The sequence below is a fragment of the Planotetraspora phitsanulokensis genome (assembly GCF_016863295.1).
GTDB classification, from domain to species: domain Bacteria; phylum Actinomycetota; class Actinomycetes; order Streptosporangiales; family Streptosporangiaceae; genus Planotetraspora; species Planotetraspora phitsanulokensis.
This window is the reverse complement of record NZ_BOOP01000037.1, coordinates 1-18,826: the sequence shown is the minus strand read 5'-3', so window position 1 is coordinate 18,826 and position 18,826 is coordinate 1. Positions and strand designations below refer to the sequence as shown.

At 68.0% G+C, this 18,826-nt stretch carries 17 protein-coding genes; 4 read left to right on the top strand and 13 right to left on the bottom strand.

Features of this window, described 5'->3' with window-relative positions; translation table 11 throughout:
• Positions 1–389: 389 nt before the first annotated feature.
• The 5 genes from Pph01_RS34080 to Pph01_RS34060 form a co-directional block, all read right to left on the bottom strand.
• The gene (locus Pph01_RS34080) at positions 390–1,055 is read right to left on the bottom strand and encodes an amino acid ABC transporter permease (RefSeq protein WP_204077325.1); all 666 of its coding nucleotides are present in this window, start codon (positions 1,053–1,055) and stop codon (positions 390–392) included.
• Positions 1,055–1,726 (bottom strand): amino acid ABC transporter permease, encoded by a 672-nt coding sequence (locus Pph01_RS34075; RefSeq protein ID WP_204077324.1) that lies wholly within the window; start codon positions 1,724–1,726, stop codon positions 1,055–1,057. Before Pph01_RS34075 ends, Pph01_RS34080 begins: the two co-directional genes overlap by 1 nt.
• 40 nt (positions 1,727–1,766) lie before the next feature.
• Positions 1,767–2,663, bottom strand: a complete 897-nt coding sequence (locus Pph01_RS34070; protein ID WP_204077323.1) for a transporter substrate-binding domain-containing protein — start codon at positions 2,661–2,663, stop codon at positions 1,767–1,769.
• A gap of 50 nt (positions 2,664–2,713) precedes the next feature.
• Entirely contained in the window at positions 2,714–3,472 is a 759-nt protein-coding gene (locus tag Pph01_RS34065) for an amino acid ABC transporter ATP-binding protein (RefSeq protein ID WP_275412906.1), read from the bottom strand.
• Between the two features lie 87 nt (positions 3,473–3,559).
• A complete protein-coding gene (locus tag Pph01_RS34060; RefSeq protein ID WP_204077322.1) occupies positions 3,560–6,163 on the bottom strand; it encodes a M14 family metallopeptidase in 2,604 nt (867 codons plus the stop codon).
• Positions 6,164–6,580: 417 nt separating this feature from the next.
• On the opposite strand from Pph01_RS34060, the gene Pph01_RS43475 reads away from it, so the two are divergent.
• Positions 6,581–6,823 carry an acyltransferase domain-containing protein gene (locus tag Pph01_RS43475; RefSeq protein WP_204077321.1) on the top strand — a complete coding sequence of 81 codons (243 nt, stop codon included), beginning with the start codon at positions 6,581–6,583 and terminating at the stop codon, positions 6,821–6,823.
• Positions 6,824–6,883: 60 nt separating this feature from the next.
• On the opposite strand, the gene Pph01_RS34050 is transcribed toward Pph01_RS43475, so the two are convergent.
• The 8 genes from Pph01_RS34050 to Pph01_RS34015 form a co-directional block, all read right to left on the bottom strand.
• Positions 6,884–7,801, bottom strand: a complete 918-nt coding sequence (locus tag Pph01_RS34050) for an ABC transporter substrate-binding protein (RefSeq protein WP_204077320.1) — start codon at positions 7,799–7,801, stop codon at positions 6,884–6,886.
• A complete protein-coding gene (locus Pph01_RS34045; RefSeq protein ID WP_204077319.1) occupies positions 7,801–8,982 on the bottom strand; it encodes an LLM class flavin-dependent oxidoreductase in 1,182 nt (393 codons plus the stop codon). The genes Pph01_RS34050 and Pph01_RS34045 overlap by 1 nt, the downstream gene beginning before the upstream one ends.
• Positions 8,972–10,033: an LLM class flavin-dependent oxidoreductase gene (locus tag Pph01_RS34040; protein ID WP_204077318.1), complete on the bottom strand. Its 1,062-nt coding sequence runs from the start codon at positions 10,031–10,033 to the stop codon at positions 8,972–8,974. The genes Pph01_RS34045 and Pph01_RS34040 overlap by 11 nt, the downstream gene beginning before the upstream one ends.
• Positions 10,030–11,100, bottom strand: coding sequence for an ABC transporter substrate-binding protein (locus Pph01_RS34035; protein WP_204077317.1), 1,071 nt, complete (start codon positions 11,098–11,100; stop codon positions 10,030–10,032). The genes Pph01_RS34040 and Pph01_RS34035 overlap by 4 nt, the downstream gene beginning before the upstream one ends.
• A gap of 72 nt (positions 11,101–11,172) precedes the next feature.
• On the bottom strand, positions 11,173–11,913 hold the full coding sequence (locus Pph01_RS34030) for an ABC transporter ATP-binding protein (protein WP_239117223.1): 741 nt from the start codon (positions 11,911–11,913) through the stop codon (positions 11,173–11,175).
• A 19-nt stretch (positions 11,914–11,932) separates the two neighbouring features.
• Complete coding sequence (locus Pph01_RS34025; protein WP_204077316.1) at positions 11,933–12,817, bottom strand: ABC transporter permease; 885 nt, start codon at positions 12,815–12,817, stop codon at positions 11,933–11,935.
• A gap of 6 nt (positions 12,818–12,823) precedes the next feature.
• On the bottom strand, positions 12,824–13,909 hold the full coding sequence (locus Pph01_RS34020; RefSeq protein ID WP_204077315.1) for an ABC transporter substrate-binding protein: 1,086 nt from the start codon (positions 13,907–13,909) through the stop codon (positions 12,824–12,826).
• A 921-nt stretch (positions 13,910–14,830) separates the two neighbouring features.
• The gene (locus Pph01_RS34015) at positions 14,831–15,166 is read right to left on the bottom strand and encodes a GNAT family N-acetyltransferase (protein ID WP_204077314.1); all 336 of its coding nucleotides are present in this window, start codon (positions 15,164–15,166) and stop codon (positions 14,831–14,833) included.
• A 620-nt stretch (positions 15,167–15,786) separates the two neighbouring features.
• Between Pph01_RS34015 and Pph01_RS34010 the strand changes: the two genes are divergently transcribed.
• From Pph01_RS34010 to Pph01_RS34000, 3 genes are read left to right on the top strand one after another with little or no spacing between them, the layout of a single operon-like run.
• The gene (locus Pph01_RS34010) at positions 15,787–16,761 is read left to right on the top strand and encodes a MetQ/NlpA family ABC transporter substrate-binding protein (protein WP_204077313.1); all 975 of its coding nucleotides are present in this window, start codon (positions 15,787–15,789) and stop codon (positions 16,759–16,761) included.
• Between the two features lie 43 nt (positions 16,762–16,804).
• Positions 16,805–17,905, top strand: coding sequence for a methionine ABC transporter ATP-binding protein (locus Pph01_RS34005; RefSeq protein WP_204077312.1), 1,101 nt, complete (start codon positions 16,805–16,807; stop codon positions 17,903–17,905).
• A gap of 51 nt (positions 17,906–17,956) precedes the next feature.
• Positions 17,957–18,616, top strand: coding sequence for a methionine ABC transporter permease (locus tag Pph01_RS34000; RefSeq protein WP_204077311.1), 660 nt, complete (start codon positions 17,957–17,959; stop codon positions 18,614–18,616).
• Positions 18,617–18,826 lie beyond the last annotated feature (210 nt).

Here is an 18,826-nt window from a genome sequence, read left to right as displayed (position 1 = left end):
GAAACTACGCCTGTCCCTTTGTAGAGACGCTGCCGCTCGCTGGGACGCCGGCCGCCGAACTGGTCCTCGCGGCCGGGCATGGTGGTGGACGCCAACGAGTGGTCGGCGTGGCACATCAGCCTGGCGATCAGCAGGGACGTGGGCGATAACACGCCAGAGACGATGCACGACCGCTTGTAGGCCGAATGCGGCACGGTCGACTCGACACCCGGTGGCAGGTGTCGCGCCGGTGATGCGGGCCGCGCGCCGCCGTGCTACGGCCTGTCGTTAACGACGGTCCCACCTCCGCCGTCCGCGTCTATGCCCACCAGGTCCCAGGAAGTGGGCGCCGTCTTCGATGTGGAGCCGCACACCTCCTGAGCACAAGCAGGTCGTGCGACCCCGGTCCTTCATGCCCGCTGCAGCGATCGCTCCAGCCGGCGGGACAGGGACGTGAGCGGAAGGCAGATGACGAAGTACACGACGAGAACCGCCCCGAGGATCGGTACCGCGTGGGTGGCCCCGCTGGAGAGGGTGAGCCGTTCGATCGAGCGTTGGGACGCCTGGAGAAGGTCCAGAACACCGATGACTGTGGCCAGCGAGGTCTGCTGGGTGAGGTTGACGACCAGTCCGACGAGCGGCGGCACCGCCCGCCGTACCGCCTGGGGGAAGACCACGTAGCGCATGCGCTGCCGCCAGGGGAAACCCAGAGCCGCGGCCGCGTCGGCCTGCCCGCGAGGCACGGACTGCACTGCTCCCCGCACCACCTCCGCGACGTTGGCGCTCCCCCACAGGCACAGGCCGATCGCGGCCGCGACGAACGTGTCGAACCTCAGGCCGATGACCGGCAGCACGAAGAAGATGAAGAAGAGGGTGACGATGATCGGCAGGCCACGCCAGATCTCGACGTAACAGCGCACCGCCAGCCGTACGGCCCTGCTGGGCAGGACGAGCAGCGCGCCCAGCAGGGTGCCCAGCACCACGCTCACGGCGATGCTCACGACCGCGAGCGCGAGCGTCGTCACCAGGCCCGTGGCCATGTAGCGGGCCACGGGACCCACCCAGAGCGGCATCATCAGTGCCCCCCGGGAATGGCGAAACGACGCTCGATCAGCCCCGCTCCCAGGGAGAAGATCCAGACCAGCCCCAGGTAGACGACGCCGATGGCGATGAACACCTCGAACGCGCGGAACGTGACGGAGACGATGTCGACGGCGGTGTCGGTCAGCTCCGGATAGCCGATGGCGATCATGAAGGACGAGTTCTTGAAGACGGAGATGAGGGTGTTGGTCACCGAGGGCAGGGCCGTACGCGTGCCGAGCGGCAGGACGACCCGGCGGAAGGAGGCGAGTTCCGAGAAGCCGAGGGCCCGGCACGCCTCCACGTACTTCGGGTCGACCGCCTCGAAACCGGCCCGGAAGTTCTCCGCGTTGTAGGCGCCTCCCCACAACACGAGCGAGAGCCACCCGACGGTGAAGGCGCTGAGCTTGACCCCGGCCTCAGGCAGGGCGAAGTAGAGGAAGAAGATCTGGACCAGCAGTGGCGTATTCCGGAACACCTCCACGTACGCCCCGATCACCTGGCGCACGACCGGGATCCGTAACGCGCTCGCCGCTCCGAGGAGCCCGCCGACGGCGAGCGCCCCGGCGGTGCCGACGGCACTGATGGCGAGCGTGCGGGCGAGGCCCTGTCCGAGCGGGCCGAGGTGAGAGAAGACGAAACCGGGCTCGAAGTCGACGGCCGTCATCGTCCGCACACGACTCCCGCCCGGCCCGCGTCGCACAGCGTCAGCACTGGAAGATGTCTCCGGTCGGGTATTCGAGGCTGTTGCCCGGCCGGGGCACGAACTGCTGGAACTGCTGCTGGACTCCCTTGTCGGTGACCGTCTTCTGGAACGCCGTCCAGAAGGAGTCCTCCGCGCGCATCTTCTCGATGGCGGCGTTCACCCAGGTCAGCATCGCCGCGTCGCCCTTCCGGACGCCCATGCCCCAGGGGCTGCCGGCCTTCTCCTCCCCCACGACCTTCGTGTCGGCGTTCTTCGAGGCCAGTTCGGCCAGCAGCGTGTCGTCCTGGGCGAACGCCACCCCGCGGTTGCTCCGCATGGCAGAGAACGCCTCGCTCGTCTGCGCGAAGGCGACCTGTTTCGCGGTCTTCACGCACTGGGTCAGCCAGATGCTCGCCGTGGACCCGGTGGTGGTGGTCACCGGCTTGCCCTCCAGGTCGGCGAACGAGGTGATCGGCGAGTCCTTCGGCACCAGGAGCTTCACGCCGCTGTTGAAGTACGGGGTGGAGAAATCGACGGTCTTGGCTCGCTCCGGCGTGTAGTTCATCGTCGCGATGATGAGGTCGATGCGGTTGGTCGTCAGATACGGCACCCGGTTGGCCCCCGTCACACAGGTGAACTTCACGGAGCTGGTCGTGCCGAAGGCGTATTCGGCGAGCCGGCGTGCGATCTCGATCTCGAACCCGGCTTGCTCGCCGCCCTCGTCGATGTAGCCGAAGGGCGGGTAGTCGCATTTCACGCCGACCGCGAGCTGCCCCTTGCCCTGGACGTCGGCCGGGAGCGGGGCGCCGACGTCGACCGGCTTGCCCGAGCCGGCGCTCTCGGCTTCTCCCGCGGGGGAACCGCAACCGGCGGCGGCCACCACGAGGACGGCCAGCAGCCCGGCGACTTTCGCTTTCACAACGTACTCCTTTCGCCCGCGCGCGGCGGGCACCCGGACACGGGGCCGGGTTATCGCAGAACCTTGTGGAGGAACTGTCGGGTGCGTGCGTGCTGCGGGTCGTCCAGCACGTCGGCCGGGCGGCCCTGTTCGGCGACGACTCCGCCGTCGATGAAGACCAGGCGGTCGCCGAGTTCCCGGGCGAAGCCCATTTCGTGGGTGACGCAGAGCATGGTCATGCCCGACTGCGCGAGGTCGCGCATGACGTCGAGCACCTCGCTCACCAGCTCCGGGTCGAGCGCGGAGGTGACCTCGTCGAAGAGCATGACGTGGGGGCTCATCATCAGCGCCCGCGCGATCGCGACGCGCTGCTGCTGGCCACCGGACAGCTGCCTCGGGTGGGCATTCACCTTGTCGGCCAGCCCGACCCGCGAGAGGAGGTCGCTCGCGAGCCGCTCTGCCTCCCGCCTGTCGAGCCCGAGCAGCTTGACCGGCGCGAGTGTGAGATTGCCCAGCACCGTCAGATGCGGGAACAGGTTGAACTGCTGGAAAACCATGCCGATGCGGCGTCGTATCCGGTTGAGGTCCATCTGCGGCCGGGTGAGGTCCTCCCCTTCCAGGAAGACCTGTCCCGCGGTGATGGGGTCCAGCAGGTTGACGCATCTCAGCAGCGTGCTCTTGCCCCCGCCGGACGGGCCGATGATGACGACGACCTCACCGCGGGTGACCGCGAGGTCGATTCCCTTGAGAACCTCCAGCTCGCCGAAGGACTTCCGAACACCGCGCAGTTCGATCACGGGGTCCTGGTCCGTCGCCTGTGATTCGGTCATGGGTGTCTCCCTGAGCGCGAGCTGTCCGAATTCCTTGAAGGGGCGGATCCGCCCGGTAGAGCACCGGGCAGATCCGTGAACGGGCGATCAGCCGCCGAGACGGGCGAACTGGTCGGCGTCGAGCTTCTGCGACGGCCCGTAATACAGGGAGTTGAACACCATCTTCTGCTCGGCGCGGTTCCAGGTGCGGTACCCGGCCTCGCTGCCGAACGTCACGACGTACCCCTTGCCGACGTGGAACGCGACGCTGTTGGCCGCGCCGTCGAGGTACTTGCCGCCGATGAGCCAGCCGCTCTGCAGTTGCTCACCGCTGTCCGGGTACTTCCCGACGACCTTGGCGTCGTACTTGGCCGGGTCGGTGACCCTGTACGCCTGGTTTCCTTCGAACCAGACGGGGTTGTCGGGGGTCATCCCCCAGGCCACGGGGTCGTCGGTGTCGATCTGCTGGCTGAGCAGGGAGCCCGGTGAGTAGAAGGACGACGAGTCGTTCGGCAGGACCGGCTCGAGAGGCAGACCGAACAGGCTCTGCGCCGTGCTCGTCGCGCTGCCGTACGCGACGAGTGTGCCGCCGTTGTCGACGAAGTCGCGCAGCTTGGTCCAGCCGACGTCGCCCACACCGTAGGCCCAGCTCCACTCGGGCGGATAGGAGGTCGCACTCAGCCCGTTGACGATCTTGCTCTTGGAGACGCCGTCGGGCAGCACGATCGCGTCGTACTTGTCGTTCAGGTCGCCTTGGTAGTCCTGTGCCGTGATGACCTGGTAGTTCACGTGGTACTGGTCGAACATCCACATGAGCCAGCCCGACGGCATGTTGTTCGGCGGCTTGTACAGCCCGACCCGGGTGCCCGGCTTGAGCTGTACGCCGGAGACGCCGGGGAGCTTGGAGATCGTCGACACGGGGATCCCGGTGCTCGCCGACCTGGTCTGCAGGATCCGGCGCGCCTGGTCGGTGGGAGGGATGATGAACGTGCCTGCCGGGAAGTCACGGCCGCCGTCGGTGAACTTCTGGGCCGCGCGGAAGGTCGGCACACCCTGCTTCTGCAGGTCGGATACGAACTGGAAGACACCGTACGACTCGGGGCCGAGCACGTAGGCGCCGGCTGCCGCGGGAGGAGCCGGCATCGTCACCGGCGCGGGCTTGACCTGCTGAAGCAGCGTGGCGTCGACCGTGAACGGGTCCTTGACCAGGTCTGCGGTGAAGCCCAGCAGCATCGGCAGCGTCTGCGCGGTCACGTCGTACGGCTCCTGCGGTGGTCCGCCCGGATACTCCGCCAACTGCGGGTAGTGCTGCACCTCCAGCAGGGTCTTGGCGAAGCCGCCGTACGGCTGCGCCAGGTAGATCACGTAGGAGCCGGCGGGATAGTCCTTGCCGCCCGCCGTGAACGCCGTCCGCGCCTGGCGGATCTCGACCGCCCCGGTGTGCAGGATGTCGAGGGCGTCGCGCACGGCCTGCGGGTCACGCTGGTTCGCCGGGATGACGTAGGCGTAGGGGTTGGCCTTGGTGACCGCCCTCTGGCCGACCTGGTAGAAGTTGTACAGCCAGGTGTAGGGGTCGTTGGCCAGGGTCTCGACGCCGGTGTAGAAGGTGTTCGACGTGTAGTCGAGGATCTGCCGCAGCGTCCAGGTGTTCTGGTCGTAGGGCTCGATGAAGTTCGTGTCAGGTTGCTGGTCACCGATCGGGGTCGGCCTCGTGTACGGGTAGGCCAGGTTCGAGGCACTGGCCGCCTCGGTCAGGATGCGAACCGAGCCGTGGTAGACCTGGTATTGCCGCGAGGGGGACCAGTAGTCGTACGTGGTGCCCCATTGCCCGCCCTTGAGCCCTGCAGCCGTCATTCCGCGCTGCATGGCCATGCCCAGGGCGTTGGTCTGCTGAACCGTGATCGGGTCGATGTTCGGGTCGGACGGCGAGAGGTACGGCGGGGTGAACATCCGGGGCGCACCCGTGCCCGCCTGGTGCGCGTCCTGGAAGACCTGCGGGTGGTACTTGTTCTGGATCGAGACCATCAGGCGGCTCTCGACCTGTGTGAACATGAACCAGTCGCGGTTGTCGTCGTGCCCGGTGTACTTCTGGTAGAGGTCGGGATAGGTCCGGTTGTAACTCGTCCCTGCAGTGGCATTGAAATAGTCGTTGACCAGGTGAAGTCCGTCCGGGTTCTGGGACGGCACCATCAGGATGACCGCGTTGTCGAGGATGTGCTTGATGGCGGGTGAGTTGTCGGTCGCGAGCCGGTGCGCGATCTCGATCATGGCCTGGGAGTTGCCGACCTCGGTCGCGTGGATGCCGGCCTGGACGTAGTAGAAGGGCTTGCCCTGCGTCGCGAGCCGCTGCGCCTCGGCCTGGGAGAGCCCTCGCGGATCCGCGAGGCGAGCGTTGATCGCGGTGAGGCGGTCGAGGTTGTCGAGGTTCTTCTTGGAGCTGATGGTGAGCATCACGTAGGGGTAGCCCAACGTGGTGTCGCCGACCTTCTTGTAGTCGACGCGGTCACTGCCCTTGGCGACAAGCTGGAAGTAGCTCACCATCTTGTCCCACGTCGCAAGATGGCCATCGGAACCGATGTGAAACCCGAAGTAGTCGTCTGGGCGGGGAATGCCGGCCGCGGCCGATACCCCCGCGCTCGATACGCCCGCGGTCGTGACCAGAGTGATCATCGCCACGGTGGAGATCGCGAGCTTCCGGAGAGATGCGAGCATCTCGCTCCTTCTGTGTTCTTGTCCAGCCGGCCTCAGGGCCTCCCGATCCGGCGAAATCGCCGCGCCACGGGCCGGGTCACGTTTGATCACGCACCCACCACGAGGGTGTGCGCTCCGTGGACAGGGACTGGGATCGGCGCACGGCCGGCGGCGCACGTGCCTCCGCCGCACCGTCACGCAGGCCGCTCCACGCACTTGCGCCGCGCGCATCAATGATCACGCCGATAAATCTCCGCAGCATTTGACATAAAGTCAATAGGTTTTGTGGGAATTCCCCCGCCCTGCGCGATAGGTGAGGTGATCGCTACGCTGAGTACGCGCGAACGGCAGGCATAGGCGGGCACTCGATCCCCCATCACATACGTGGATCAGACCCCGGTCGACAGTGGTGGAGAAGAGCCGATACATGGCACGGGAATGATGGGTTCGCGGGCCGAGAACTCACCGGTGGGAGGGGCGGCCGGTCCGGGCGGCGGTGCGGTGTTCGTCTTTCCCGGGCAGGGCTCACAGTGGGCGGCCATGGCTGAGGCTCTGCTCAGCACGTCGGCGGTGTTCGCCCGCCACATCTGGGCCTGCGAGGACGCCCTGGCTCCCCACCTGGACTGGTCCCTCACTGACGTGCTGACACGCTGCCCAGGTGCGCCGGCGCTCCAGGATTGATCACACGGCACAGGTCCGAACCCGGAGGCCAGGTCCGGACCTGTGGCACTTCTGGTCCCGTCACCGGGCCTGGGACGCCTCCACGAGCCGTGCGGTATCGGGCAGTACGGCCTCCGCCACAGTGATCTTCCGATCGATCAGGCCGCTGGCGTGGAAGAGGTCCGCCGCGCGCTGCTGTTCCGCGACGAAGTCGTCGGTGACGGGCTGCAGCCCGAACGGGCGGTTGCGCAGGGCGTGCTCCCAGGCGTCGACGTTCCCACCGTCGTCGGCGGCGAACAGTTCGGCCGCGGCTCGATAGTTCTGCTGGATCCACGCGTCGGACTCCTGAAGCGCGCCGACGATGGCGGCGAGCTCCTCGGGGTGCCCTTCGGCGAAGTCGCGCCGGGTGAACCAGAGCGATCGGTGGCTGAACAATCCGTCGGTCGCGACGAGTTCCCGGGTAGCGGCCTCCTGCTCGACGCGGGTGAGCGCAGGGTACGAGCCGACCCACGCGTCGACCTCACGGTCCAGGAACAGCTGGGCGGCGTCGGTGTAGGCGTCGACCGGCTCGATGTCCTTCCACGTCAGCCCGGCCCGGTCGAGTGCGAACAGCAGGAGTGTGGTCTGCCACGAGCCATGGCCGAGCGCGACCCGCTTGCCCTTCAGGTCCTCCAGAGAACTGATCGGCGAATCCTCGTGCACGACCAGCCGGCCGTTCTCGTGACGGGATCCGGAGATCGCCACGTACACGATGTCGTGTCCCTTGCCCTGCGCGGTGACCGGTGGCGTGGAACCGGTGCCGATGAAGTCGTACCCGCCGTCGAAGAGGTGGTCGCCGTGCACGGTGGGTAGTCCCTCGGTGGCATCGGGGCGCTCGCCTTGCGGGAGGCTGCGCAGGTCCACCCATTCGACATCGGGCAGGGAGCGCTCCAGGATGCCACGGTGGCGCAGGACCCAAAGCGAGTTGTTGTTGGGGAAGTAACCGACACGGACGCTCATCAGATGGTTCCTTTCGCGACAGACAGGGATGTGTGCGGGGACAGCGGGGAGGCCTGGCGGATGTCGTGGCCGCGGAGAAGCGGGAGCACCTCTTCGCCAACGCGGTAGGCCTCCTCCAGGTGAGGAACGCCGGCGAGGATGAAGGCGTCGACTCCGATCCCGATCAGTTCGTCGAGCCGTTCGGCGACCTGCTCGTAGCTCCCCACGAGCCCGAAGGCGGGACCGCCGCGGAGCAGGTGGAAGCCGCTCCAGACGTTCGGCGACACCTCCAGCTCCCGATAATCGCGAACCGGCCAGGAGACGAACGACTGGCTGCGCAGCCAGCCGACGGAGTCACCGTCCGGGCTGCGCAGCGCCGCCTGGTCGACGTGCGTCCAGCCGCGCCTGATCTCGTCCCATGCCGCCTCCTCTGTCTCGCGGGCGAGCACGTCGATGCGGACGGCGAACTTGGGGGCTCGCCCGAGCGCGGCGCTGTGCTCGCGGACCTGGACGAACTTGGCCGCCAACTCAGGAAAGGGTTCCAGCCACGACAGGTAGTAGTCGGCGTGCCGCCCCGCCGCCTCGATGGCGGCCTTGGACGAGCCGGAGAAGTAGATCTCCGGGAAGGGTTGCCGGGCGAGCGGCTCGGGTAGTCCCGCCCCCTCGACCTGGTAGAACCGGCCCTCGTAGTCGAACGGGCCACCGTTCCACACGCCCTTGAGCACGTCGAGGAACTCCGACGTCCGCGCATACCTGTCGTCGTGGTCGACCCGGTCACCCCACCAGAGCTGGGCAGGGCCGCCACCTCCCGAGATGATGTTGTAGACGACTCGCCCGCCGGTCACCCGCTGCAGGCTCGCCGACATCCGGGCCGCCTGCACCGGGTGGAGGAAGCCCGGCTGATAGGCGATCATGAAGCGGTACGTCGTGGTCTCGCGGGCCAGTGCCGCGGCTGCGGCCCACGGGTCGTCGGTGAACGGGAACGACGGCAACAGGCCGCCGACGAACCCGGAGCTCTCCGAGGCTCTGGCGACGTCGGCCATGTGATCGACGTACGAGTAGCCGTCGCGGCGGCCGTCCCGGACCCCTGGGGTCAGGCTGCCGGGTACCACCGGCGCCCACTCCCCCCGGCTGGAAACCCGGCGCCGCAGCGACTGCTGGTCACCGTGAGTCCCGATCCGCCAGTAGATGTCAATGGGCATGCTCGATCTCCTTAGCGAACAGCGGCAGCAACCGCTCGCCCAGCCGGTAGGTCTCCTCGATGTGGGGCCGTGCCTCCAGGACGAACGTGGTGACCCCCTGGTCGAGGTAGCCGCGGATGCCGGCGGCGACGGTCTCGTATGACCCGACCAGGCCGGGCTTGGCGGAATCGGCGATGCGGCCGAATCCATGCCACAGACCGGTCCGCGGGTCGGGATCAGGTAGGCCGTCCCCCGTGCCGCCGATGATGTTCCACAGCCGCCGCGCCTCGTCCCACGCCTCGTCGTCGTCGTCTCGTGCCAGGACGGGGAGCCGCAGACCGTACTCGAGCCTTCGTCCTGCCTCCGCCGACCGCGCACCCAGCTCGGCGATGCCTGCCGCCACGTCCTGATCTCCGGTGAACAGGTGCACGTCGGCATGCCGCGCCGAGACTGCGAGTGCGTCTGATGAGGTGCCGGTCAGGTATACGCGGGGAAACGGCAGGCCCGAGTTGGGCGGCTGGAATCCGCCCGCGAGCACCTGGTAGAAACGGCCTTCGTAGGTGTAGCCCTCCTCGTTCCACACACCTCTGGCCACGGTGAGGAACTCCTCTGCCCGCGCGTACCGGTCCGCCCCCTGCAGGAAGTCCCCCTGCGACCGGGCGATGGCCGGGTCGAGACCGATGTCGACCTGCCAGCCGAGCCGGTTGTCGACGAACCGCTGGAGGGACGCGGAGAACTTGGCCGCGTAGACGGGCGTGGCGATCCCTGGATGGAAGCCGGCCACGACCCGAAGGTGCCGGCTCTGTCTCAGCAGGCCGGCGGCCACGACCAGGGACTCCTCGCCGGCGGGGTCGAAGGGCACGAGTGCTCCGCCGAGGCCCGCTATCTCCGCTGCCCTGCCGATCTGAGCGAGGTGCTCGAACGGCCCGAAGGCACCCGGCCGTAGATCGGTGACGAGGGCGGGCAGAGGGCGCCGCGCGGCGGGTTGCCAGTCCCCCCGGTCCCGTCGCAGCGGGTCACGTCCGTCTCCCCGGGTCGGCACTGGGATCAGGAAGTCCGGACTGTCCGTCATCGCGCCATCACCCCGGCGGTCTGCGTCACGCTCGGCAGGCCGTTCCGCCCGGCCTGCGCGTCGAGCCGCTTGCGGGCCAGTTCGAGCGGCTCCGGCGCCGCCCATGCGTCGATGTCCACGTCGGCGTCGAGGAACCCGTGGATCAGCAGGAAGTCCTTCTGGATCCGCAGCAGTTTCAGCCGCTCGGGCGAGAGGTCCGGGTGGAGCGAGTGATGGAAGTTGCCTCGGTAGGCGGTGGTCACGGCGTCCGCCCCGGACCGCGTCTCGCCGGCCAGGATTTCGCGCACCCGGCTCAGGTTGCCCGGCGCCCAGTCGGCGGCGCGCAGCGTCTGGGCGAGGAATCCGACGACCAGATCGGGATGCTCGTCCAGGAGCCGCTCGTGCACCGTGATCGGCCTCGGGGTGCCGTTGTTGACCCTGGTACGGCGGTCGGGATGCGCGTCCAGGTCGACGGCGACCACCGCGCCGATCTCCTTGGCCTGCTCGGCGGCCCGCGCCCCCTTGGCGTACACCGCGTCCACCTCGCCTCGCGCCAACTCGGCGATGCCCGGCCAGGAGAACGCCCGCCCGCCGGCGTCCCGACCGACCGACGGGCTGGACTGGGCGGCCACCTCGACGAAGATGACGTCGTCGAGGGTCAGTCCGCCCTGGGACAGCGCGCCCTTGATTCCGTGCAGAGCCATGGCCCGAGGGAAGCTCTTGGCGCGGGTCTCAGCCCACGCGGGCAGTGCGACCCGAGCACCGGCCAGGTCTGCGGCGCCGGTGATGCCCGAGTCGGCCCTGACGAGGATGGACTGCCACTCCTCGATCCAGGTCAGGCCGATCAGCCGGGTCGGGGCGCTGGCCGAGCGGGCGGCCAGCGCGGGGACGTTGCCGCCCTCCCTGAACAGCCCGAGAAGCTGGTGATCGAAATGGTGCTTGGCCAGTTCCGGCCCCGCGTCCTGAAGGATGCCGACGTCCAGGCCCGCCACCTGGAACTCCTCTTTCAACCAGCCCTGGATGTGGGCGAGGCCGCTGGCGGTGGGAACGGGGCACCGGGTGTACCAGATCTTGTCAAGGGAAGACATGTGACTCCTACGTGTGTCTGCGTCTGCGTCGTGTTGGGGCCGACGCACCCAGATGGGTGGTGGGCGGGTGAGCTAATGCGAGGCCGGAACCACACCCAGGTGGCTCAGGAAGAGCCGTCGGTAGTCGACGAACGGGGCGCTGTTGCGGTCCCGGGGATGGGGCAGGTCGATCGTCTGGTCGACGGCCAGCGTCCCTTCTCGCAGCACCACGACCCGGTCCGCCAGCCGTACGGCCTCGTCCACGTCGTGCGTGACGAGGACGACCGCGGGACGGTGCCGCGCGCAGAGTTCGGCGACCAGTTCCTGCATCTGGAGGCGGGTCAGCGCGTCCAGCGCGGCGAACGGCTCATCGAGCAGCAGCACTTCGGGATCGCGCACAAGGGCCCTGGCGAGGGCCACCCGCTGCGCCTCTCCTCCGGAGAGGGTCGCGGGCCACGCCCGCCCGTATCCCTCCAGCCCGACCTCGGCCAGGGCTCGGCGCCCCGCCTCCCGCGCGGCGGCCGGGAGACCGAGGATGACATTGGCCAGCACGCGCCTGGCCGGGATCAGCCGCGGCTCCTGATAGACGGTCGTACGGCGGCGCGCCGCCAGCACGGTGCCGGCGTCGGGGAGCTCCAGACCCGCCAGGATGCGCAGCAGCGTGGTCTTCCCGGTGCCGCTCGGGCCGAGGAGGGCGAAGAACTCACCCCTGCGGATCTCCAGATCGATTCCGGACAGTACGGTCTTCGCTCCGAAGGCCTTGCGCAACCCGCTGATCCGTACGGCCAGGCCGTCGGTGGCGGCGTCTTCCTTGTCGATCGTCATCTCGGTCATCGAGTCCTCCCGCGCGCGCTCATCGGGCGACCAGGTGCCGGCGCCACGGCATGGCCAGGCGCTCGAGCAACCGGATCACGCCGTCGAAGACCAGTCCGAGGACGGCGTAAATGAGGATGCAGAGCACCATGTAGTCGGGACGGAAGTACTGCTGGGCGAGAGTGACCAGATAACCGATGCCCTCGATGGCACCAATCTGTTCGGCGGCGATCAGACCGGTGAGCGAGACCGACAGGCAGATGCGCAGCGCCATCAGGATGTTGGGCAGCGCGCTCGGGATGATGACTCCGATGGCCAGCCTGTGACCGCCCAGGCCGAAGCCGCGCGCCGCCTCGACCACCTTGCGGTCGACGTTCCTGACCCCGAGGTAGGTGTAGGCGTACATCGGGACTGCCGCCGACACCGCGATCAGCACGATCTTGAACGTCTCGCCGACACCGAACCACGAGATGAACAGCGGGACCAGCGCAAGGAAAGGCACCGCCCGCATCATCTGCATGGTTGGGTCGACCAGTTCCTCACCCAGTGCCGAGATGCCGGCGGCGACTCCGAGCACCAGCCCGATCCCGCCGCCGACGAGCACGCCGAGCCCTGCCCGCTGCGCCGAGGCAAGCAGATAGTCGACGAGTTGGCCGGTCGCGATCAGCTCGCGTAGGGCGTCGAAGACGGAAGACGGCGCGGCCAGCACGTCCGGCGGGATGCGTCCGCTGCTCGACCCGTACCACCAGCCGACGAGCAGCAGCAGCGGTACGCCGATCCGCAAGCCGCCCGACAACGCCGGTGGGCGACGTCTGACACCGAGATACCGCGGAGCCTCCAGATCGGAGACCTCGGCGGCAGGCAGGACGCCAGGGCCCGACCGCACGCCCACGTCACCTGATATGTGCACTCTCTCCACGGTCATGGCAGGTCACCCGGCCGAGGCGGGCGACGGAGATCCGGCTGCCGCCTTCAGATCGAAGAGCACGTTCGCCGGATCGATGGGCCCGGACACCACTCCGTACTTCCGGAAGAGATCGGCCACCTGCTGGATGTTGGCGCCGTCGTCCGGGGTGACGTAGCGAGGGATGTTGGCGTGCTTGGCTGTGTCGATGTCCAGCGCCAGCCGCGCGCCGCTCACGGCCGTCGGCCCCTGCGTGAGAAACACGTTCTCGAACTTCTCCGGTGTCTTCTTGGCCTCCTCTGTCAGCTCCTGCAGCACCTCGAGATAGACGCGGACCGCCTCGGGGTGCTGTTCGAGCAGTTCGTTGCGCGCGGCGAGGATGGTCAGGTCCTTGTCGTCGAGATCCCGGCCATGCACGATCACCCGGGCACCCTTGTTCACCGCCTCCGGATAGGCCTTGACGATCGCCCACCAGGCGTCTACTTTGCCGGTCGCGAAGGCCGCGGCGCCCTGGTCGGGGTTGAGGTAGACGCGCTTGACCTGGTCGACCGGGACTCCGGCCTTCTCCAGGGCGAGCAGGAGCAGGTACTCCCCCTTGCCGCCCTTGTTCACCGCCACCTGCTTGCCGACCAAGTCCGTGACCGACTTGATCGGGCTGTCGGGCCGTACGACCAGCCCGTCGGTCTGCGGCGCGGCCGGGTCCGTGACCGGGTCGGTAACGGAGAAGATCTTGATGTCGGGACTGTTCGCGAGATAGCCGACTGCGGGCGAGATGGCACCCGCGAGAACGTTCACCGATCCCGAGTGCACCGCGTCGATGGTCGCGGTGAAGGAGGCGTAGGAACCGCCCCACTCCACCGAGGCGCCGACGGCCTTGAGCCGCTTTTCCAGGATGCCCTCGCGTTTGGCGTAGGCGAGCGGGCCGGCGTTGCCGGGGTCCTGCAGCTTGAGCACCGCTCCGGTCCCGCCTGAGGACGAGGATCCGCCGGCGGTCGAGGACGACGAACCGCAGGCGGCGGTGAGGACCGCGAGCGACACAACCGCGGCGAGGACCGCGACGTGCGCGCTCCGGCGAGATCGGCGATCGGACCGGTGCAATCGAGATTTCCACATGGCGATGACGAGCCCCTAACAGTGGGAGGAAAGCGACTAGACGAGGCCGACCACATGCGGCCGCCGGGACGGGACAGGGAACCCCTTGGTCAAGGGCGAAGGATCGGAGAACGCCTCCGGCGCAACCGCGCGCGAGGCGGTCCGCGTTCACCGACAGAGGCTGCTGTCCACGTACATGAAGTCGATCGCGCGCCGGGACGTTAGGGCAACATTCGGCATATTACCTGTATTTCAGGTAGGTAATATGGAGTCAAGGAGCGTCTCATAATGTGAGATTCACGAGTAGTCCGTCGACACGGGCGCTGGAGTTTCGTCAGGCCGCGCACGCCCAGGCCGATTTCGAGGACGCGTGCACCGCGCGGTCGGCGACTGATCCCGTGCCACAGTCCCCGGCATCACGGAGTCTGGCTTCGGCCTGTGGCCGGCTCAGGTAGCGGAGCAACGTGAGCGTGGGCACGAAGTCGAGCCACCCACGTGGGCGCCAGCGACGCGGCTTCGCCGTAGTCATCGCAGGACCCGCGGTTGCCTGCCAGAGCGTGGCAGCGAGGGCGTCGGTGGCGGTCACGATGTCGAGCTCATTGCGGGAGCCGATCCGGCATTACGTCGAGAGCGCAACCGACGGTCCCACGATGGCCGGCAGTGGCAGCTGATCACACTCTGACCTCTTGCTGCAATGGAAGGGGCGGCGCACCTGGGGAGAGACAGTCCGCGATGCTCCGTTCTTGTCTGATCGCTGACGCCCTGGAACCCTCCGACCGGCAGGCCTGAAGCCATAGGGACCGGCCAGGACGCCAGACGCGCCGTCAGAGTCGCGGACGAGCCGCGCTGATCACCTCGTTCTCAGGAACGCGGAGGGCGTTGACCGACGTCTTGCGCCGCAGGGGAGAAACCGAGCGATTCGTATAGGCGGATCGCGTTGGTTTACTCGCCACGGCCTGCAGGAACGGAATCTCCCCTCGGCCGGATGCTCGCGGCGACCGCCAGGATCAGGCGGGAGGCTAGGCCCTGGCCTCGGAACGCGGCGTCGGTGCAGACGGCACTGATCTCGGTCCAGCCGGTCGGGTGCAGCCGCTCCCCCGCCATGGCGACCAGTGTGCCGTGGCGGCGGATGCCGAGGTAGGTACCGAGTTCGACGGTGCGCGGGAGAAAGGGGCCCGGCCGAGTGCGTTCGGCGAGGTTGAGCAACTCGGGCGCGTCGACCGCGGTCAGCCGCACCGCCTCCCCGTCGGGCGCGCCGGATACTGCGGCGCCCGGCATCTGGACACCTGGCACGACCTGTACTACTTCCCAGCCGGGCCGGGGGCAAGGTCGTGGCACCGGCCACGATGGCACCTGGGCCCGCGAACGCGGCGATGTCGTCCCATTCGGCGACCGACGGCTCACTTCCGACGGCCAGGAAGGGAGACATGTCGGCCGGGTAGCGCCGGACGGCGCCCCGCGCACTTCAGCCAGATGCAGCCCGGTGAGCGAGGCCCATGTGGGACCGCTTCTTCACCGGATCCGGGCTGGCCACCTGGGCGTATCACCGGCCCGCGAGGCCGACGTGCGCACTGGACAGTTGCCGTCACTCCGTTTGGATCTGCGGCTGAAGTGCGTGTTGAGGTGACCGGACTGGAGGCGGCGAGCCTAAGCCGACACCGATGTGGCCGGCTGCCGCAGGGTGGGACAGCGTCGCGAACGTGGAGCCCGATCACCGTTCCTCGGAGATTCCGGTAAAACCTACCGTTATTATGGGTATGTCTGAAGGGTGCCGTTAAGTCTCCGAAGGCCTCTTCCTCTTCGCCTTCAGGGAGGAGACGAGATGCCCCTTCCGCGGCCCACGGCGCCTTGTTGTGCGGTCTCATTCCGTCTTTCACTCGATCTTCATGGAGGTTGCCGTGTCCGAGTCAGCTGAGGCGCCAGGACCGTCGGCGCAGGGAACGCATCCGGCCGAACCACGGCTGCCGTCGAGAGGCGGTGGCCGTCGGCGTCTGGTGTGGATCGCCGCCGTCGCGGTGGTCGTGGTCGCCGCGTTGGTGGTCGGGCTCATCCGGTCCTTCGCGGGCGGCGACGACGGCCCGCAGACGGTGCGAATCGGCGTGACGGACGCGTCGCAGCCGTACTGGAAGACCTTCTCCGATCTGGCCGAGAAGCGGCTCGGGGTAACGGTCGAGCTCGTGAACTTCAGCGACTACAGCCAGCCGAACCCGGCGTTGAAGGAGAAGCAGCTGGACCTCAACCAGTTCCAGCACATCCAGTATCTGGCGAACTACAACGTCACCGCGCATGACGACCTGGAACCGATCGGCTCGACCGCGGTGTATCCGCTGCCGTTGTACTCGCTGAAGTACAGTGCGCCGTCGGCACTGCCCGAAGGTGCCAAGGTCGCGATCCCCAACGATGCGATCAACGAGGCCCGCGGCCTGCTGGTCCTGCAGGCGGCGGGTCTGCTGACCTTGAAGGACGGCGGCACGGCGTTCTCCGCCACCACCGACATCCAGACGCACAAGGTGGACGTGGTCACGCTGGACGCGTCCCAGACCGCCGGTGCGTTGCAGAACGGATCGGTCGCCGCGGCGATCGTGAACAACAACTTCGCGACCGCGGCGAAGCTGGCGACGACGAACGCGATCTTCCAGGACGACCCGGCCAGTTCGAGCGCCGCGCCGTACGTGAACGCCTTCGTCGCGCGGGCCTCCGACAAGGACAACTCCACGTACCTGAAACTGGCCGCGCTCTACCACGACCCTGCGGTGGAGGCGGGCGTGCAGAAGGCCAACAGCGGTACGGCGGTCTTCCGCACGGTGCCGCCGGAGCAGTTGCAGTCCGAGTTGGCGACGGTCGAAAGCCAGGCCAGGGCCGCACAGCAGTAGGTGCTTCACCGCCTGCCGGGGTCAAGGGAAGATGAGGAGGCCGATGTCCACCGAGACCGGGCCGGTGATCGAGCCGGCGCAGATGCCTGACGGCGTGCGGGTACCCGGCGACGTGCACGTGCGCTTGGAGCATGTTGAAAAGACCTTTCCGGGCAGGGGGCGCCGTGGCGTGCCGCAGACGGCGCTCAAGGACGTCGACCTGGAGATCCGGCGGGGCGAGGTTTTCGGGATCATCGGTTACTCCGGTGCCGGCAAGAGCACACTGCTGCGGTTGATCAACGGCTTGGAGGTTCCCAGCTCGGGGCGGGTGCTGGTCGGCGGTCACGAGCTCACGGCGCTGGGCGAGCGGGGCCGACGCGAGGTACGGCGTGACATCGGCATGGTCTTCCAGCAGTTCAACCTGTTCCGATCACGCACGGTGGCGGGCAATGTCGCCTACCCCTTGAAGGTCGCGGGGATGGGACGCGATGAGCGGGAGCGGCAGGTCGCGCGACTGCTGGACTTCGTCGGCCTGCTCGACCGCGCCCACGACCATCCCGAGCAACTCTCCGGCGGGCAGAAGCAGAGGGTCGGCATCGCCCGCGCCCTGGCCACCGAGCCGTCCCTCCTGCTCGCCGACGAGGCGACCAGCGCGCTGGATCCGGAGACGACCGGCGAGGTGCTCGCCCTGCTGCGCCGGGTCAACCGCGACCTCGGCGTGACGATCGTGCTCATCACCCATGAGCTGGACGTCATCCGGGCGGTCGCCGACCGGGTCGCGGTGCTCGACGCCGGACGGGTCGTCGAGACCGGCAGCGTGTACGACGTCTTCGCGCGCCCGCGGACCGAGGCGGCCGCCCGCTTCACCGGAACGACTCTGCGCGACCGCCCGTCACCGGCGACCCTGGCACGGCTGCGCGCCGCCCACTCCGGCCGTCTCGTGACCGTCCGGGTCCGCGACCGGGCGGGGTTCCAGACCCGCCTGGCGCGTACGTTCCTGGACCATCAGGTCGCCGCGGAGATCGTCTTCGGAGGCATCAGCGAGCTGCAGGAACGTCCGGTCGGTGGTCTGACCTTCGAGCTGACCGGCCCGGACGGGGCCGTGGACACCGCACTCGCGGCGCTGCGCGCCGACGGGGTCGACCTGATCGAGGAGCCGGAGTGATCAACGACTGCCAAGTCGACGCCGGCGTCGTGACCGAGAAGAGCGAGTGAGATGCACGAGTTCCTCACCAACCTGGCCGTCTACCGCGAGGCGATCCGGCAGACCTTCTATATCGTCCTCATCTCCGTCTCCGTCGGCGGGCTGCTCGGACTGGGCCTCGGCCTGATGCTCTACGCGACCCGCCCCGGCAGCCTGTCGGCGAACCGGCCCGTGTTCGTGCTCGTGAACCTGTTGGTCAATGTGGTGCGGCCCATCCCGTTCGTCATCTTCCTGACCGCGATACAGCCGATCATGCTGCACACCATCGGCACCACCATCGGGACGAACGCGGTCACCTTCGCGCTGTCACTGTCCGCGGCGTTCGCGGTGAGCCGGATCATCGAGCAGAACCTTCTCACCGTCGATCCCGGCGTGATCGAGGCCGCCCGCGCGGCCGGCGCCCGTCCGATCAGCATCCTCGTGACCGTGCTGATTCCCGAGGCTCTCGGCCCGATCATTCTCGGATACACCTTCATCTTCGTCGCCGTAGTCGACATGTCGGCCCAGGCCGGGTTGTTCGGGGGCGGCGGTCTGGGCGACTTCGCGATCACGTACGGCTCGCAGCGCTACAACTGGCCGATCGTCTACATCACCGTCGCCACCATCGTCGTCATCGTCCAGGCCGGCCAGTTCCTCGGCAACTGGCTCGCCCGCCGCGCCCTGCGCCGATGAGCGGCCGCCTTCCGGGCTGTCCTCCGGCCTCAGCGGAGGCATACGATAGGCGTGCAGTTGATCGTTTGCACCGACTCGAGTTCGAGGGCGGCGCTGACACTCGACCCGGTTTCGTTCACCTACTCGATACGGATAATCCGCTGTTCAGGCGGCGATGGGTGAGAAGGCACCGGCGTCTCCCTTGCGCACCGTGCTGGTGTCACCGTTGAT

Coding starts and splice junctions, on each gene's coding strand:
- Pph01_RS34080 (WP_204077325.1), bottom strand. CDS start 1,055: ATGATGCCGCTCTGGGTGGGTCCCGTGGCCCGCTACATGGCCACGGGC.
- Pph01_RS34075 (WP_204077324.1), bottom strand. CDS start 1,726: ATGACGGCCGTCGACTTCGAGCCCGGTTTCGTCTTCTCTCACCTCGGC.
- Pph01_RS34065 (WP_275412906.1), bottom strand. CDS start 3,472: ATGACCGAATCACAGGCGACGGACCAGGACCCCGTGATCGAACTGCGC.
- Pph01_RS34060 (WP_204077322.1), bottom strand. CDS start 6,163: ATGCTCGCATCTCTCCGGAAGCTCGCGATCTCCACCGTGGCGATGATC.
- Pph01_RS43475 (WP_204077321.1), top strand. CDS start 6,581: ATGATGGGTTCGCGGGCCGAGAACTCACCGGTGGGAGGGGCGGCCGGT.
- Pph01_RS34050 (WP_204077320.1), bottom strand. CDS start 7,801: ATGAGCGTCCGTGTCGGTTACTTCCCCAACAACAACTCGCTTTGGGTC.
- Pph01_RS34045 (WP_204077319.1), bottom strand. CDS start 8,982: ATGCCCATTGACATCTACTGGCGGATCGGGACTCACGGTGACCAGCAG.
- Pph01_RS34040 (WP_204077318.1), bottom strand. CDS start 10,033: ATGACGGACAGTCCGGACTTCCTGATCCCAGTGCCGACCCGGGGAGAC.
- Pph01_RS34035 (WP_204077317.1), bottom strand. CDS start 11,100: ATGTCTTCCCTTGACAAGATCTGGTACACCCGGTGCCCCGTTCCCACC.
- Pph01_RS34030 (WP_239117223.1), bottom strand. CDS start 11,913: ATGACCGAGATGACGATCGACAAGGAAGACGCCGCCACCGACGGCCTG.
- Pph01_RS34025 (WP_204077316.1), bottom strand. CDS start 12,817: ATGACCGTGGAGAGAGTGCACATATCAGGTGACGTGGGCGTGCGGTCG.
- Pph01_RS34020 (WP_204077315.1), bottom strand. CDS start 13,909: ATGTGGAAATCTCGATTGCACCGGTCCGATCGCCGATCTCGCCGGAGC.
- Pph01_RS34015 (WP_204077314.1), bottom strand. CDS start 15,166: ATGCCGGGCGCCGCAGTATCCGGCGCGCCCGACGGGGAGGCGGTGCGG.
- Pph01_RS34005 (WP_204077312.1), top strand. CDS start 16,805: ATGTCCACCGAGACCGGGCCGGTGATCGAGCCGGCGCAGATGCCTGAC.
- Pph01_RS34000 (WP_204077311.1), top strand. CDS start 17,957: ATGCACGAGTTCCTCACCAACCTGGCCGTCTACCGCGAGGCGATCCGG.